Annotated in this window: 16 protein-coding genes; 5 read left to right on the forward strand and 11 right to left on the reverse strand. The window is 36.7% G+C overall.

Going from position 1 to position 15,046, the window contains the following annotated elements:
• Positions 1-91: 91 nt before the first annotated feature.
• The gene (locus tag ABR854_RS00560; RefSeq protein ID WP_350263398.1) at positions 92-1,522 is read left to right on the forward strand and encodes an amidohydrolase; all 1,431 of its coding nucleotides are present in this window, start codon (positions 92-94) and stop codon (positions 1,520-1,522) included.
• A 138-nt stretch (positions 1,523-1,660) separates the two neighbouring features.
• Positions 1,661-2,737: a GNAT family N-acetyltransferase gene (locus ABR854_RS00565; RefSeq protein WP_350263399.1), complete on the forward strand. Its 1,077-nt coding sequence runs from the start codon at positions 1,661-1,663 to the stop codon at positions 2,735-2,737.
• A 66-nt stretch (positions 2,738-2,803) separates the two neighbouring features.
• On the opposite strand, the gene kbl is transcribed toward ABR854_RS00565, so the two are convergent.
• Together kbl and ABR854_RS00575 are read right to left on the reverse strand one after the other, a co-directional pair.
• Positions 2,804-3,988 carry a glycine C-acetyltransferase gene (kbl, locus tag ABR854_RS00570; protein ID WP_350263400.1) on the reverse strand — a complete coding sequence of 395 codons (1,185 nt, stop codon included), beginning with the start codon at positions 3,986-3,988 and terminating at the stop codon, positions 2,804-2,806.
• 4 nt (positions 3,989-3,992) lie between these two features.
• The gene (locus ABR854_RS00575) at positions 3,993-4,943 is read right to left on the reverse strand and encodes an NAD-dependent epimerase/dehydratase family protein (RefSeq protein WP_350263401.1); all 951 of its coding nucleotides are present in this window, start codon (positions 4,941-4,943) and stop codon (positions 3,993-3,995) included.
• Positions 4,944-5,129: 186 nt separating this feature from the next.
• Here ABR854_RS00575 and ABR854_RS00580 point away from each other — a divergent pair, with 186 nt between their 5' ends.
• From ABR854_RS00580 to ABR854_RS00590, 3 genes are all read left to right on the forward strand, one after another.
• Positions 5,130-5,591, forward strand: a complete 462-nt coding sequence (locus ABR854_RS00580; RefSeq protein ID WP_188771674.1) for an Lrp/AsnC family transcriptional regulator — start codon at positions 5,130-5,132, stop codon at positions 5,589-5,591.
• A gap of 172 nt (positions 5,592-5,763) precedes the next feature.
• Positions 5,764-7,404 (forward strand): ABC-F family ATP-binding cassette domain-containing protein, encoded by a 1,641-nt coding sequence (locus ABR854_RS00585; protein WP_350263402.1) that lies wholly within the window; start codon positions 5,764-5,766, stop codon positions 7,402-7,404.
• 31 nt (positions 7,405-7,435) lie between these two features.
• Positions 7,436-8,023: a hypothetical protein gene (locus ABR854_RS00590; protein ID WP_350263403.1), complete on the forward strand. Its 588-nt coding sequence runs from the start codon at positions 7,436-7,438 to the stop codon at positions 8,021-8,023.
• 304 nt (positions 8,024-8,327) lie between these two features.
• On the opposite strand, the gene ABR854_RS00595 is transcribed toward ABR854_RS00590, so the two are convergent.
• The 9 genes from ABR854_RS00595 to ABR854_RS00635 form a co-directional block, all read right to left on the reverse strand.
• Complete coding sequence (locus tag ABR854_RS00595) at positions 8,328-9,788, reverse strand: nicotinate phosphoribosyltransferase (RefSeq protein ID WP_350263404.1); 1,461 nt, start codon at positions 9,786-9,788, stop codon at positions 8,328-8,330.
• Between the two features lie 363 nt (positions 9,789-10,151).
• Complete coding sequence (gene tnpA, locus ABR854_RS00600; RefSeq protein ID WP_350263405.1) at positions 10,152-10,586, reverse strand: IS200/IS605 family transposase; 435 nt, start codon at positions 10,584-10,586, stop codon at positions 10,152-10,154.
• Positions 10,587-10,631: 45 nt separating this feature from the next.
• Positions 10,632-11,360, reverse strand: a complete 729-nt coding sequence (locus ABR854_RS00605) for a metallophosphoesterase family protein (RefSeq protein ID WP_350263406.1) — start codon at positions 11,358-11,360, stop codon at positions 10,632-10,634.
• A gap of 2 nt (positions 11,361-11,362) precedes the next feature.
• A complete protein-coding gene (locus tag ABR854_RS00610; protein WP_350263407.1) occupies positions 11,363-11,896 on the reverse strand; it encodes an RNA 2'-phosphotransferase in 534 nt (177 codons plus the stop codon).
• The gene (locus tag ABR854_RS00615; RefSeq protein WP_350263408.1) at positions 11,893-12,303 is read right to left on the reverse strand and encodes a hypothetical protein; all 411 of its coding nucleotides are present in this window, start codon (positions 12,301-12,303) and stop codon (positions 11,893-11,895) included. Before ABR854_RS00615 ends, ABR854_RS00610 begins: the two co-directional genes overlap by 4 nt.
• Before the next feature lie 3 nt (positions 12,304-12,306).
• Complete coding sequence (locus ABR854_RS00620; protein WP_350263409.1) at positions 12,307-12,777, reverse strand: macro domain-containing protein; 471 nt, start codon at positions 12,775-12,777, stop codon at positions 12,307-12,309.
• On the reverse strand, positions 12,774-13,325 hold the full coding sequence (ybiA, locus tag ABR854_RS00625) for a riboflavin biosynthesis intermediates N-glycosidase (RefSeq protein WP_350263410.1): 552 nt from the start codon (positions 13,323-13,325) through the stop codon (positions 12,774-12,776). The genes ABR854_RS00620 and ybiA overlap by 4 nt, the downstream gene beginning before the upstream one ends.
• Positions 13,326-13,387: 62 nt before the next feature.
• The gene (gene prs / locus ABR854_RS00630) at positions 13,388-14,224 is read right to left on the reverse strand and encodes a ribose-phosphate diphosphokinase (RefSeq protein ID WP_350263411.1); all 837 of its coding nucleotides are present in this window, start codon (positions 14,222-14,224) and stop codon (positions 13,388-13,390) included.
• A 70-nt stretch (positions 14,225-14,294) separates the two neighbouring features.
• Entirely contained in the window at positions 14,295-14,981 is a 687-nt protein-coding gene (locus tag ABR854_RS00635) for an NUDIX hydrolase (RefSeq protein WP_350263412.1), read from the reverse strand.
• Between the last annotated feature and the right edge of the window lie 65 nt (positions 14,982-15,046).

Below are 15,046 nucleotides of genomic sequence, written 5' to 3' on the forward strand. Positions count from 1 at the left end.
AGTTCGTCGTTTGCTTTTAGTACTTCTTTTTGCCAATTTGCTGTTAATTTTAGGCATAACCAAGTAATTTTGAAACTTTACCTCATCAATTATGAAAAAAATACTACCACTCCTCCTCTTCTTGATTGCTTTTGTTAATCGAGGATTTTCTCAAAAAGAAATCATTCAAGAGTTAGAGCAAAACTTTAGATATTATGCTGGTATTTCTGATAAAGTTTGGCAGCTTGCCGAGCCAGGTTATCTCGAAAGCCAAACTTCGGAAATGTTGATAAATGAATTAAAAAATGCTGGGTTCGAGATAAAAAAAGGTGTTGGAAATATCCCGACGGCTTTTGTGGCATCGTATGGTTCAGGCTCGCCTGTCATCGGGATTTTAGCCGAAATGGACGCTTTGCCGGGGCTTTCACAAGAAGCAGTTCCGTTTAGAAAAGCACTGAAAGCTAATGGATACGGCCATGCTTGCGGACACAATTTGTTTGGTGTTGGCTCGGTTGCGGCCGCTATTGCTACCAAAAAATGGATGGAAAGTGCAAAAATCAAAGGAACGATTCGCTTGATAGGAACGCCCGCCGAAGAAGGTGCAGGTGGTGGAAAAACATACTTAGTTCGTGAAAATGTTTTCAAAGACATTGATGCTGTATTGCACTGGCATCCGGGTGATAACAATAATGCAAGTCCTAATTCATCATTGGCCTATCGGGTGGCAAATTTTAGCTTTGAAGGTTTGGCAGCTCATGCTTCTGCCAGCCCCGAAAAAGGTCGTTCTGCCTTAGATGCAGTTGAGGCAATGAATTATATGGTCAACCTCATGCGTGAGCATATTTCGCCCGAAACTCGCATTCACTATGTCATAAAAAATGGTGGTTTGACCTCAAATATTGTCCCTGATTACGCAATGGTTGAGTACACAGTTAGAAGCCCAACGGCCAAAGGTTTGGAAGAAACTTGGCAACGAATCATGAAAACTGCTGAAGCGGCTGCACTTGGCACCGAAACCAAAATGAGTTTTGAGATTTTGGCGGGTTTGTATAATCTGTTGCCAAATGATATTTTGGCGAAACAAATGCAAAATAGTTTAGAAAAAGTTGGCGGTGTGAAATATACGCCCGAAGAAGTTGATTTTGCCGAAAAAATCCGTAAAACGGTCAATAGTCAAAGTTTAGCGGCCTTAAATTCGGCACAAGAGGTAAGACCTTACCAATCGGGACTTTCATTTCCTGCATCAACTGATGTTGGTGATGTCAGCTGGGTTGTGCCAACAGCGGGATTATCAACCGCAACTTGGGTGGCTGGAATTCCTGCTCACAGTTGGCAAGCGGTGGCTTGCAATGGCATGAGTATCGGCCATAAAGGAATGATAAATGCCGCCAAAACAGTTGCTCTGACTGCTCAAAACTTGTTCCAAAATACTACAATTATTGACCAAGCAAAAGAGGAATTATACCAAAGAAGAGGCAGCAAAGTATTTGACTATAAATCATTGGCAGGTGATAGAAAACCACCTTTAGATTATAGAAAATAGCTTTTATATGGTATTTTTGTTTTGAAATTGCCAATTATCGGTGACACGCATAGCGTGCCACCGAATTTTTGTCAACTTTTAGCGGTGTGTAGATTCGCAAAGTTGTCAGTTAGAACCTTACATCATTATCCAATACGAATGTTTGTCGAATTACATTACCCAGAGTCATTAACTGCACAAGAACTTGATATTTACCTTGCCAATGGTTGGTTCAGAATGGGACAATCTATTTTCACGACAAATTTTCTACGTTTTAAGGATAAAATTTATTCAGCAATTTGGCTCAGAATAGACTTATTGAACAGTGAAAAAAGTAAAACTCAGCTCAAAATTGAAAAGCTAAACGCCAAATTTAGAGTTGAAATTCAAATAGCCAATCCAACCGAACAGCACGAAGAATTATTTAGCAAATACCGAGAAAGCATGACTTTTGATGCTGCCCCATCGGTCAAAAACTTGCTTTATGGGCATCAAGAAGAACGTGCTTCGCTCCGAATTTATAATACCATAGAGATAAACATTTATGATGAAAACAAGCTAATTGCGGCAGGTTTTTTGGATTTAGGTGAAAAAAGTGCGGCAGGAATTTCGTGTTTTTATGACCCCGAATACCGAAAACATAGTCTTGGAAAGTATTTGATGTATCTAAAAATAGAATTTTGTAAACAAAACGGATTTCATTTTTTCTATCCAGGTTATTTTGCCCCAGGGTATCCATTATTCGATTATAAACTTGATTTGATAAAACCAAGGCTTCAATACCTTGATTTGGTGGCCGATGCTTGGATTTCGTTTGAAGAGTTTGATTCAACTCGAATTCCGATAAATTTGATTGTGGAAAAACTAAGAATTTTGAGCGAAATTTTGGATAGTAGGGGAGTGAAAAATGACTTTAAATTTTACGACTTTTTTGATGCAGACATGATTCATAACCTCAACGGCATGGGCTTGCTTGATTTTCCAGTATTCTTGTTTTGTTTTGATATTGATTTCGATTCTCCGCTACTTCCGATGGTTATTTATGATGTACGAGACGAACAATTTCACCTGATCCTATGCACAAAAGTTTATAAATCAATTTTTGAAGAAGCACCCGAAGAGCATTATAATGCTTTTTTGCTACAAATTTCGAGGTTTTTATACACAGGTGAAGTGGTTGAGGAAATGGCTGATGTGATAGAAATGTACGGGCAAGAATTATTGAAAGAAGTCTAAAAAAATACCATCGAGCATCGATTCGACACCCGATGGATTTCATTGTATAGATAGAGTTGAATATACTTAGATAACTTTTAGCTCTTTACCGACTTTCGTGAAAGCGGCAATGGCTTTATCGAGATGCTCGATTTCGTGGCCTGCTGAAATTTGAACTCTGATTCGTGCTTTTGATTTTGGTACAACTGGATAAAAGAAACCAATCACATAAATGCCTTCTTCCAATAATTTGGCTGCAAACGCTTGTGCCAAAGGTGCATCATAGAGCATGATTGGAATAATTGGGTGTTCGCCTGGCAATAAATCAAAACCAGCTTCGGTCATTTTTGCTCTGAAATACGCCGCATTTCTTTCGAGTTTATCTCTCAAAGCAGTCGATTGCTGCAAAATATCCAATACTTTTATCGAAGCCCCAACGATAGCTGGTGCAAGTGTATTCGAGAAAAGATAAGGTCTTGAACGCTGGCGAAGCATATCTACAATTTCTTTACGTGCAGCCGTAAAACCACCCGATGCACCGCCCAAAGCTTTTCCGTAAGTACCCGTCACGATATCAACTCGGCCAATTACATTTTTCAATTCAATCGTTCCACGTCCAGTTTTTCCCATAAAACCCGTTGCGTGGCATTCGTCAACCATTACCATTGCACCGTATTTGTCGGCCAAATCACAGATCTTATCTAACTGAGCAATCGAACCATCCATCGAGAAAACGCCATCAGTTACGATTAACTTCTTTTTGCAATGGCTGGCCGCAATGAGTTGCTGCTCCAAATCTTCCATGTTATTGTTTTTATAACGGAAACGCTCGGCTTTACACAATCTGATGCCATCAATGATAGAAGCATGGTTGAGCTCATCCGAAATAATGGCATCTTCTGCCCCCAAAAGTGGTTCAAAAACACCACCATTGGCATCGAAAGCCGCCGCATACAAAATACAATCTTCGGTACCCAAAAACTCAGCCGTTTTACGCTCCAATTCTTTGTGAATATCTTGCGTACCGCAGATAAATCTTACCGAAGACATGCCGAAACCATGCGTTTTGATGGTTTCGATGGCAGCTTCAAGCACTTCGGGGTGCGATGAAAGTCCTAAATAATTATTAGCACAGAAGTTCAGCACTTCCTTGTTTTGTGTATTTATCGTAGCTGACTGTGGCGTAGTGATTACCCTTTCCGATTTATATAAACCAGCCTCTTTAATGGCCGAGAGTTCTTCCGAATAGTATTCTCTGATGTTATCAAACATGGTTTTATGCAAATGTTAATTGTTCCTGTAATTTAAAAATCATTATCTCGGCGATGTCCTTCAACGTGTAGCTCGATTGCCAACCCCATTCTGCTCTCGCTTCCTTATCATCAATTACTTGTGGCCAAGATTCGGCAATTTGTTGTCTGAAATCTGGTTCGTAAGAAATAGCAAAATTCGGAATAATTTTCTTGATTTCTGCCGCAATTTCTTCGGGCGTAAAGCTCAAACCAGCCAGATTATATGATGTGCGAGTTTTGATTCTTTCTTTCGGGGCTTCCATTAGTTGGAGCGTTGCCTTGATGGCATCATCCATAAAAATCATCGGTAAACGTGTATCTTTTGCCAAAAAACAAGTATAAGGCTCGTCGCAAACTGCTTTATGAAAAATATCAATGGCGTAGTCGGTTGTGCCACCACCTGGCAAAGATTGATAGCCAATAACCCCAGGATAACGCAACGAACGCACATCTAAACCATAGCGATTGAAATAATAGTTTGCCCAGTTTTCGCCCGCCGCTTTACTGATGCCGTAAACTGTACTTGGGTCTAAGAAAGTTTCCTGCGGACAAGTGCCTTTTGGGGCTGAATTACCAAAAACAGCGATTGTACTTGGGTAAAATATCTTATCAATTTTTTCGATTCGGCCTATCTCCAATACATTGAGTAGGGCTTTCATGTTTATATCCCACGTGCGAAGCGGGTCCTTCTCTCCATTGGCAGAAAGAATTGCAGCCAAATGGTAGATTTGAGTGATACCGTGACGAACTACAATTTCTTGTAGTTGATTAAAATTTGTGCCGTCCAATATTTCAAAATTGCCATTAAAGTCGGGTTTTTGATACAAATCTGAGGCGATAACTTGCTCGAATCCATATTTTGTTTGAAGAGCTTGTGTCAGAACCGACCCAAGCTGTCCATTTGCCCCGACTACCAAAATTTTAGTCGTGTTCATTTTATAATTTGTTGATGAAGTGTATTTTTCCGAAGTAATATTTACTTGCAAAAGTAGTATATGAGTAATAAAGTTGTTTATTTTGAAGTAAAATCAGTAAAAATAGTTTTTAATCTTGATTATGACAGTTAATTTTACTGAATCTTGGTATATTTATACTTCATCTGAAATAAATTTTATTGTATTATGGAACAATTGGACGAAACCGATAAAATTATCCTTAGGATTTTGCAGAAAGACGCTAAAAAAACAGCCAAAGAAATAGCCAGTCAACTAAAACTCACACCATCGCCGATTTATGACCGAATCAGGCGTTTGGAGAGTCTCGGATTTATAAAAAAATACGTTGCTATTTTAGATAAAGACCTGATAAACAAGTCGGTAACTTCTATTTGCCAAGTGTCGATGCGGTATCATAACGAAGCGTTTATCGAAAATTTTGAACAGGAAATTCAGAAATTAGAAGAGGTACAAGAATGTTATCATTTAGCTGGACAAGTCGATTTTGTACTGAAAATACACGTGAATAGTTTGGAAGAATACCATGATTTTATCAAATACAAACTCTCAAAAATCGAAAATATCGGGGTTTTGAATAGCACTTTTGTACTGAAAGAAATCAAACACAGTTCAGAGTTTTATATTTGAAGTATTTTTTATTGCTTGATTTTCAAGAAATTTAGTAAAAGTATTAATTAAGAAATGATTGTAACTATTTGATTATTAGTGATTTATAGAGGTGGATAATAAATTCTACATTCTACATTCTTAATTCTTCATTACTCCGCCCTATCTTTGCACCTTAATTTTAAAAAAGAGTATGATTTCAGTCGATAATGTTGCAGTTGAGTTCAATGGTGGAACGCTGTTTAGTGATATTACTTTCAATATCAACGAAAAAGATAAAATAGCCCTCATGGGCAAAAACGGAGCAGGAAAATCTACCTTGCTCAAAATTATTGCAGGCGTCGATAAACCTACTCGTGGTAAAATTTCTGCTCCAAAAGATGCTGTAATTGCCTACCTTCCACAGCATTTGCTCACTAAAGATGATAGTACGGTTTTTGAAGAAGCCTCAAAGGCGTTTTCGGCGGTGTTGGATATGAAAAATGAGATGGACGAACTTAATCACCAGCTCGAAACTCGTACTGATTATGAGTCTGATGATTACATGAAAATCATTGAGCGAGTATCCGAACTAAGCGAAAAATATTATTCAGTAGAAGAAGTAAACTATGATGCAGAAGTAGAAAAAACGCTTCTCGGAATGGGCTTTACGAGAGCTGATTTTACTCGCCCAACCGCTGAATTTAGTGGTGGATGGAGAATGCGTATCGAATTATGCAAGATTTTGCTTCAAAGCCCCGATTTGATTTTGCTCGATGAGCCTACCAATCACTTGGATATTGAGTCAATTCAGTGGCTCGAAGATTTCTTGATGAATAACGCCAAAGCCGTAATCGTGATTTCGCACGATAGAGCTTTTGTTGATACTATCACGAATCGCACGATTGAGGTAACGATGGGTCGTATTTATGATTACAAAGTAAACTACACACAATATCAACAACTCAGAAAAGAACGCCAAGAACAACAGCAAAAACAATATAACGACCAGCAAAAAATGATTGCCGAAACGCAAGAATTTATAGACAGGTTTAAAGGCACTTACTCAAAGACTTTACAGGTGCAGTCGAGAGTGAAAATGCTCGAAAAACTTGAAATAGTAGAAGTTGATGAAGTTGATACTTCGGCTTTGAGCTTAAAGTTTCCGCCCGCCCCACGCTCAGGAAATTATCCTGTAATTGTGGAAAACGTGAGTAAGAGCTACGGTGACCACTTGGTTTTTAAAGATGCGTCGGTGACGATTGAGAGAGGTGAAAAAGTTGCTTTTGTAGGTCGAAACGGAGAAGGTAAATCAACTTTGGTAAAGGCTATTATGTCTGAAATTGAGTTTGAGGGAAGCATCAAACTTGGACATAACTCAATGATTGGCTATTTTGCTCAAAATCAAGCTTCGTTATTGGATGAAGATTTAACAGTTTTTCAGACGATTGATAATATTGCGGTGGGCGAAATTCGTACCAAAATCAAAGATATTTTGGGAGCATTTATGTTCCGTGGCGATGATATTAACAAGAAAGTGCGTGTACTTTCGGGTGGAGAAAAAACTCGTTTGGCAATGATTAAGCTCTTGCTCGAACCAGTAAATTTATTGATTCTCGATGAGCCTACCAACCACTTGGATTTAAAAACTAAAGACATTTTGAAAGACGCCCTTCGTGCGTTTGAAGGCACAATTATCTTGATTTCTCACGACCGTGATTTCTTGGAAGGTCTGGCTAATAAAGTATTCGAGTTTGGGAATAAGCGAGTAAAAGAACACTTTGAAGACATTACGGGCTTCTTGCGTAATAAGAAAATGGAAAATTTGCGTGAGATTGAGCGTAAGAGTAAATAATCGAAAACCAATCAAAATAATATACTTAGCTATGAAAGTTCATATACGAAGTCTTTTATTTATATTCTTTCTTAACGGAAATGTTTATTCCCAAACAATTACACAAGAAATTGATAAAGTTGTCTTTGTAAAAGACCAATATCTTAATGATAAAAATAATAGCGAAATTTCATTGGCTTATTATAAGACTTATACCTACCCTGATTCAGCTAAAAATTCATATAAAATTGTAATTTCTACTCATGAAACTAAGAAAAAAGAGGTTGGAAATACTGTTGGAGGGGCAGCTTATACTGGTGGTTGGGGATTAGCTTTCAGTAGAATATATTCTAAAGAACTTTTAGAGGGGAGTTGTGAGGTAAATACTCAAGAGATTCCTCAATTTACTAAACTATTTGAAACAATACTTACAACTTCTGGAGAATTTAAAGTAGCATTTAACAAACAAAAAGTATCTTCTATTTTGATTACAGAGACTTTTAAAAATTTAACTTTTGGTAGTGAATTGAATGTTGATGGGATTCAATACTATTTTAAGATAGATACGGCTTCTTTTTTATTAACGGAGTCAGAGTTTTTTCAGATTGCTAAATTTTTGGCAAAAATTAAGAGGCATTGAGTAAATATTTTGTTTTTTCATTTTAGCAAGTAAAAACTCGAAAGTTATGTTCGGCAAAATTTGTAGTGATTGTTTTTGATTTACTCTTTGTACGTTTCTTCCGTTTACTAATGGCATTTTCTTTCAAAGAAAACTGTTTTATTTACGTTCGGCTACAATTTGTTTCTTCAAGGTTTTGTTGAGCAAATAGCGAAGTTACAGGTAAGATAAATAGTAATATAAAAAGTTCCTTTCTCATTTGGTTAAAAATAAAAGCGTCTAAGAGTGTATAACTCTTAGACGCTTTGTGTTATATGAAGTAACTTTATACGATAGAAAACTTAATTCGCTTTCTGATTTCAGCTAAAGAATGGTCAACTAAAAGTTTTCCATCTCTAAATACTTCTTTCAATTCACCCTGTTTTTCTTCTTCCCACGAAACTTGGTCGATTAGCTTATATTGACCATTTTCCAATATAAGCTTCATTAAACCTTTGGCCGATTTCTTAGTACCATCGTCAGTAATTGGGTCTTTGAAAATCTCACGACCTTCACCATTGACTTCGCCATATGTGGCTTTCATTGCAAAACCGAAAGTATCACGGGTATTATATTGATAGGTGTAAGAACCAATTCCCAAAACGATATTGGTAGAAGCAAAGCCTTTTTGTTTGAGTCGCTCACAGATTTGGGTAGCTCGCTCAATCGTGATACTATCTCCGTAGATTGCACCAATTTGTGGGGCTAACTCCTTAAACCCTTTTTCGTTTATTTTTCCTCCGAAAACCTCCCAAAGCAGTTCAATTACTCCCTTTTGTTCTTTTTCGGTTTTGCCTTTCGGATTACCGCAGATTATATCAACTGGATTACCACTATCAGGGCGAATCACTACTTTTCCATCTCTACCTATTATTTCGTTTTTGAGTTTGGGTAAATATTCGGTTAATACTTTCCATAAATCCCAAGTATCAGAAACGATAGATACAATTCCTTTTGGGTAAACCTCACAAATAAGTCGTTTGAAGGTTTCGTATTCACCTTCGGTTGTGCCCATGCACATAACCGAGTGTTCGGTGGCAGCAACTGAGCCTCCAATCAATTCAGTTTCTGCATTAGCATTGTAGTATTGTTCCAGAAAATCAATGGCTGGAATAGTATCCGTACCTGTAAAACTCAATAAATGTCCTGCTGCTGAGGTAACGGCTGCTTCAATGCCAGCCATGCCACGCATAGAAAAATCATGTCCTTGCCAATCGACAAATGTTGGAATTGAAGAAGTCTCGGTAGCATATTTATCTAAAACTTTTCTGTATTGTCGGGCAATGGAGGCCGATGTACAAGGCATCCAGATAATGGCTGAAAGTAATGTCTCGAAATAATTTGTTAGCCAGAAAAACTCTGGTTTGGTATTATACATTGTAAACATTGGCACTCGTGTAGGTACGCTTACACCTTCGGGTAATGCCTTGAAAACCATCGGAATATAACCTAAATCGTGAAGGGCTTCGATATGTTTTGTACCAACTTGATTTTCCCCTAAATAATTATTGATTCTACGTGCATATTTCTTTACTACCTCTTCTTTTGGTTGTTTGAAGAAATAGGTGTTGAAGTCTTCGATGACATATTTTTTGAGAAAATATTGAAGACCAAAGAAAACAACTTCTTCAATGCCCTCGATGCGAGATTTTCGAGGAGTCCAATTAGAATAGACCAAACTTGTGCCTTCGGGGTATTGGCGGCGATGGTCAACTTTGTAGCCATCGGTTAATAATAGTGGGTTCATGGTGGTTTTGCGGTTAATCCGTTTTGTTTGCTGTTTTCATAAGGCGTTGCCCTATGTTAATTTGTGTTGCCCCGTTGGGACGTTTTGTTTGATATATGTTCAATATGCCCTGAAAGGGCAAAAGTATTAGCGTATGGCAACGCCTTACGGATTGACGTTATGACATATATATACATGAAAAAACATCCAAATATTACGCCCTGAAAGGGCAAAACACATTAACGGATGGCAACGCCATACAAAACGACGTAATACCGTCGAAAAATGTTAAAAAATTCCAAAAAATCACGCCCTGAAAGGGCAAAACACATTAACGGATGGCATCGCCATTCGGATAGAGTATGTCAATCCCATACATAACGTTCATCGTAAGGCACATCGTATTGTTTCAGAAAAGCACGATATTCGTCTTGAAACGTTTTTTTTACTATGATGTTCTTTTTGATTTTGAATGTACCTTTTCACAATTTCAGTTTCTTTAGGATTAACGGAGAATGCACCGTAGCCGCCTTGCCAATAAAAGTTTTCAAATTCTTCGCCTTGAAGTTTCATCCATTTAGATGAGCCTTTCTTGACTTCTTCCGCAAATGTGACCAAACTTATTTTCTTAGATAGAACCGTTAGAATATGAATATGGTCTTCTATTCCGCCAATTTGGAGGGCTGGACTTTCTAAAGTTTTACAAATACCGCCAATATAGCCATATAGCTTATCTTGAATATGGGGTAAGATTAGATTTTGGCGGTTTTTTGTACTGGTTACAAAATGTATGTAGTTGTAGGCGAGTGATTGTGGCATGATGAAAGGGTGACATGTATTTTTCAATAATTTAAACCTTATTTCTTAATTTCTTCCTTCTTCATGAGGATATAGCGTATAAACAGGCTCGCTTTGCCAAAATTCTTTTGAAGTTATTTCTAAAATAGACAAACTACCTTTAAATGCAGCTCCCGTGTCGATATTCCAAACATTGATTGCATTCATTGGAGTTGAAATATCATAATAAAGCGTTGGTGTATGACCAATGTATATTTCATTGAATAATTTTAGCCTTTTTGGATAGAAGACCGAATCTTTCTTTACGTGTTTATCCATTGTTAATGCCATTTCCCATAAGGTTCTGTCCCAAGAATAATTACTTTCATAATGTTCTTTTTCAGGACCGTGCATTGATGAAAAACCAGCGTGTATAAATAGTCTATTCTCAGAGTCAACATAGAAATTTTTCATGCGGTTGAAAAATGTTAAATGCTTTTGCTTTTGGTCTGGAGAATAGTTTTGGTAGCTTTTTACCGTTGATTTTCCACCATGAAAGAGCCATATTTCGTTAGCCAGTTTACCCATTAACCAATCTTCACACCACGAATCATGATTACCTTTAATGAAAATACATTCGTGTTTGACTTCTAAATCAATCAAAAAATCAATAACTTGAGCTGACTCACTCCACCCATCTACATAATCTCCTAAAAATATGAGCCTATCGCTTTGATTGATTGAAACTTTGCTTAAAACTTGTTTTAATGCAAGCAAACCTCCATGAATATCACCTATTACGAATGTTCTTTTCATGACTAAAAACTGATATATTTTGTGGGTACATTATCGGTGAGCCAAACACCATTTTCAGAACAATAGAAAAGGATTTTATCATTATTCATAGCTTCGGCATCTATTTTTAAGATGATAGCAATACCTCTTCTATTACCTACTTTTTGAGCTGTTTCTATATCTTTGCTTAAATGCACATGATTGCGATTCATCTTTTTCAATCCTTCTGTTCTTATGCTATCTAAGTATTTTTCAACAGTTCCATGATACAAAATTGGTGGCGGAATCTGTGGGGTTAAATCTAAATCAATTTTTATAGAATGTCCTTGATTTGCTCTGATTTTTGTTTGGTCATCACTTAGTATAAATCGCTGTTTATCGTTCTTCTCTACAACCTCTACAAGTTGCTGAAAACTAAATTTAAGCTTTGATTTATTTAATAATTCATCCACATCAGCCCAACCGTTTGGGTCTAAGACTAAGCCTATACTTTGAGGTTGATGCCTCAGAATTAGGCTTAGGTATTTACTTATTTGTGTGATATTAGTATTGCTCATTTGAATTTATCTAATATTATGTTTAGTTCTTGAATAGTTGAGTTTTTGAACTCTTTTCCAAAGAACGCATTAATAATTTGTATTTTTTCGACTATATTTTGATTAAAGTCGAACATTTTTTCGGCAGGAATCCATAGTTCATTATGCTTAACTGCCCCGACATTTTGTACAGAATAATGTATCAAGAATTCACTATTCACCTCAAACGAAGTGATAATGCCGCAATAACCTGAAAATTCATCTTCCATATTCCATTCGATAGCAATTTGCTCGGCATAGGCTTGATTGAGAACAGGATAGAATATTGGCTGCCACGCCAAGCGAGGAGGGAAATGTTTCCAACCAGACTGAACGATTAGTTCCATTTCTTTGAGTCCTACTGGACGGAATAATTTCTGGGTTTTCATTATTCAAAAATCATAAACTGTTACATCAACTTCGTTAGAAACTAAGGTTTTTTGTATAATAGCTTCTATCTTTTCCCATTTTCCACCAGCCAAACCACAACCAATTCTTGGCATGTGAATGCTGGCTTTTAGCTCTTGTGCAAATTTGGCGACTTTTTCAAGCCCAATTTCAACAGCTTCGTATCTGATTGGTGGAATTCCGTTTGCGTCAGAATATATTTTATGCTGACCTATTAGATTAGCTATCCAAATATCTTGTTCAACTTTTATAAATTGACATTCACCGAGTTGAAAAGTCTCTTTTGAGGCAAACCATTCTCTATATTTCGATTCTGGTTCTTGCCATCTTTTTGAAATAGCAAGCACAAATCCTTTACCCCAACCTCCAATATCATTACAGATATGGACAATTATTTTGTTACCAATGGCTTTTGGAGCGGTCGCATCACCGTTTATATAGTTGATTTTGCTCATATTTCCATTAATTTATCTCTTACAACCATTAAAGCATAACCCAATAGGTTTTCGCCTTTCCAAAGCATTGGGTTTTCTATTTTTGGGTCGGTTGCAGCCATTCCAATTCCCCAAATTTTATCAACAGGGCTTGCTTCTACTAACACTCTTTCTTTTGTATTTAGTAAAAACTCCTTTAAATCAGAGTGCTGAGAAAATTTTTGAAAATTGCCTTCAACTACAATCTCAAACTTTTTATTGTCCCAAATTTTTGCGTCAAAATTCTTCACTAATCTCCCTAATTTCTTTGCTTCTGCTGGACTTTTAGCTTGTAAAATACGAGCTAATGTTTCATTATCGTTAAATAATCTTGCTTTTTCGGCCATCATCCAATGTTCTGCTGATGAATAATTATGTCCATCAATTTCAAATTTTGCAGTCCACCATTGGCTGAAACAACTCTGTGTAATACTCCCATCTTTTGATGGTTGATGTCCCCAAAAGAATAGATACTTTAATCTCTCTTTGCCCTGAAATTTTTCAATTAACCATTCATTTGTGTATTTCATTGTCGTAATTGTTTTTCGTAAATAGTATAATTTTCTTGGTCGAAACATGAAGAGAGTTTATTTCATATTATCTCTTTTAAATCTATCTGCACAAAAACCTCATTATCAATATTTTTAAAAGAATTCGTTGTAAAAATTTTATCAAAATACTTACTAAGCTCATCAAACCCCTTACTAAAAATCCCATGACTTACAGCCAAATATAGTTTTCCAGCGTTTTTCTTTTTCAGCTCTTCCGCTAAACCGATGAACGTACCACCACCATCACAAATATCATCTACAATCAAGCAATCTGAGCCTTCTAAATCATCGTGATAAACTTTAAAACCTGTAAGTTTTCCTGTTTTAACATCTCGGCTTTTACTGGCTTCTATCACTTCAATTCCACCTAAATATTCAGCTACTTTATAGATTTTCTTTAATGCTCCGCCATCGGGTGAAATTAGTTTAAGGTTTGTTCCGATTTGTTTCACAACTTTCTTAATAAAATCATGATTTGAAATCACCGAGACGTTGTTGAGTAAGGCAGGAGTCACTTCTGAGTGTGGGTCGAAAATAGATATTTTTTCTAAATTTAGATGATTAATAATATCGGCATAGACTTTTACAGATAAAGCCTCTCCCATAACCATCACACGGTCTTGACGAGCCGCAGGAAAATATGGAATAAATGCCGAAATTGTTTTGACACTCATTCGTCGAAGAGCATCGACGGCAATACACAAAAGTCCTAAATCAATAAACGAATTGATTCTGTGCGTAATCATCACTGGCAAAGAAATATCGAAGTCGGCTTTTATTTTGATATGGGGTTCTCCGCCATGAAAAGTGAAGCTCTCAAATGCAATTTCGTTTTCGTTCTGAAATGGCTTAAAATTATTATCTAAGTTGAGTATCATTTTGAGTTTGCGTTTATTTTACGCAAATGTAGTTTGTAAAAAATTGATGTGCAAATATTTTGTGTAAAATTTACGCAAATTTTATTTCAAAATGAAATCCTTCTTGTAGAAGCTGATTGTATTTTTGGGTATTAAACTGAAAAAACTTGGCAGGTCGCCCCGTATTATGCACTGAAATCTTCTCGGTTTCTTCCACAAAACCAAAACTGAGGATTTTTTTTCTAAAATTTCTGCGGTCAATTTCTTTTTCAAGAATCGTGCAGTAGAGGGTTTCTAATTCGGAGAAAAGAAAGTACTTAGGTAATAAATCGAATCCGATTGGTTGATAAGTAAGCTTAGCCTTGAGGCGTTCGATGGCTTTTTGTACTATTTTATTGTGGTCAAATGCTAAATTCGGAATCTGATTTACCTCAATCCATTGGGCGTGTTCGGCATCAGTATCTGCTTTTATCGAAAGTTTTGAAGAATCAACTAAAGCAAAATAAGCAACCGATATAACTCGATTACGAGTATCCCGAAAAACATCATCTCCAAAAGTATAAAGTTGCTCTAAGTAATTGACTTCCACATTGGTTTCTTCTTTTAATTCTCTTTGAACTGCCTCTTTTAATGGTTCGTCATTCCCCACCAAACCACCTGGCAAAGCCCAGTAGGTTTCGTTTGTGCCAAATTTTTGTTGAATTAAAAGTACATACAATTTACCATTTTGATAGCCAAAAACAATGGCATCAACGGCAACCCTAATATTCTGTATCATTGACAATAAATGCGTAAAGTTTACACAAAGATAGTGCAAAAGCGTATCTACCAAAAAAAAGCCTC

This window comes from Emticicia sp. W12TSBA100-4, assembly GCF_040253585.1.
Lineage (GTDB): Bacteria > Bacteroidota > Bacteroidia > Cytophagales > Spirosomataceae > Emticicia.

Coding starts and splice junctions, on each gene's coding strand:
- ABR854_RS00620 (WP_350263409.1), bottom strand. CDS start 12,777: ATGAGCAAAATCAACTATATAAACGGTGATGCGACCGCTCCAAAAGCC.
- ABR854_RS00635 (WP_350263412.1), bottom strand. CDS start 14,981: ATGATACAGAATATTAGGGTTGCCGTTGATGCCATTGTTTTTGGCTAT.
- ABR854_RS00605 (WP_350263406.1), bottom strand. CDS start 11,360: ATGAAAAGAACATTCGTAATAGGTGATATTCATGGAGGTTTGCTTGCA.
- ABR854_RS00580 (WP_188771674.1), top strand. CDS start 5,130: ATGGAACAATTGGACGAAACCGATAAAATTATCCTTAGGATTTTGCAG.
- ABR854_RS00595 (WP_350263404.1), bottom strand. CDS start 9,788: ATGAACCCACTATTATTAACCGATGGCTACAAAGTTGACCATCGCCGC.
- ABR854_RS00585 (WP_350263402.1), top strand. CDS start 5,764: ATGATTTCAGTCGATAATGTTGCAGTTGAGTTCAATGGTGGAACGCTG.
- kbl (WP_350263400.1), bottom strand. CDS start 3,988: ATGTTTGATAACATCAGAGAATACTATTCGGAAGAACTCTCGGCCATT.
- ABR854_RS00615 (WP_350263408.1), bottom strand. CDS start 12,303: ATGAAAACCCAGAAATTATTCCGTCCAGTAGGACTCAAAGAAATGGAA.
- ABR854_RS00575 (WP_350263401.1), bottom strand. CDS start 4,943: ATGAACACGACTAAAATTTTGGTAGTCGGGGCAAATGGACAGCTTGGG.
- prs (WP_350263411.1), bottom strand. CDS start 14,224: ATGATACTCAACTTAGATAATAATTTTAAGCCATTTCAGAACGAAAAC.
- ABR854_RS00590 (WP_350263403.1), top strand. CDS start 7,436: ATGAAAGTTCATATACGAAGTCTTTTATTTATATTCTTTCTTAACGGA.
- ABR854_RS00565 (WP_350263399.1), top strand. CDS start 1,661: ATGTTTGTCGAATTACATTACCCAGAGTCATTAACTGCACAAGAACTT.
- ABR854_RS00610 (WP_350263407.1), bottom strand. CDS start 11,896: ATGAGCAATACTAATATCACACAAATAAGTAAATACCTAAGCCTAATT.
- ABR854_RS00560 (WP_350263398.1), top strand. CDS start 92: ATGAAAAAAATACTACCACTCCTCCTCTTCTTGATTGCTTTTGTTAAT.
- ybiA (WP_350263410.1), bottom strand. CDS start 13,325: ATGAAATACACAAATGAATGGTTAATTGAAAAATTTCAGGGCAAAGAG.
- tnpA (WP_350263405.1), bottom strand. CDS start 10,586: ATGCCACAATCACTCGCCTACAACTACATACATTTTGTAACCAGTACA.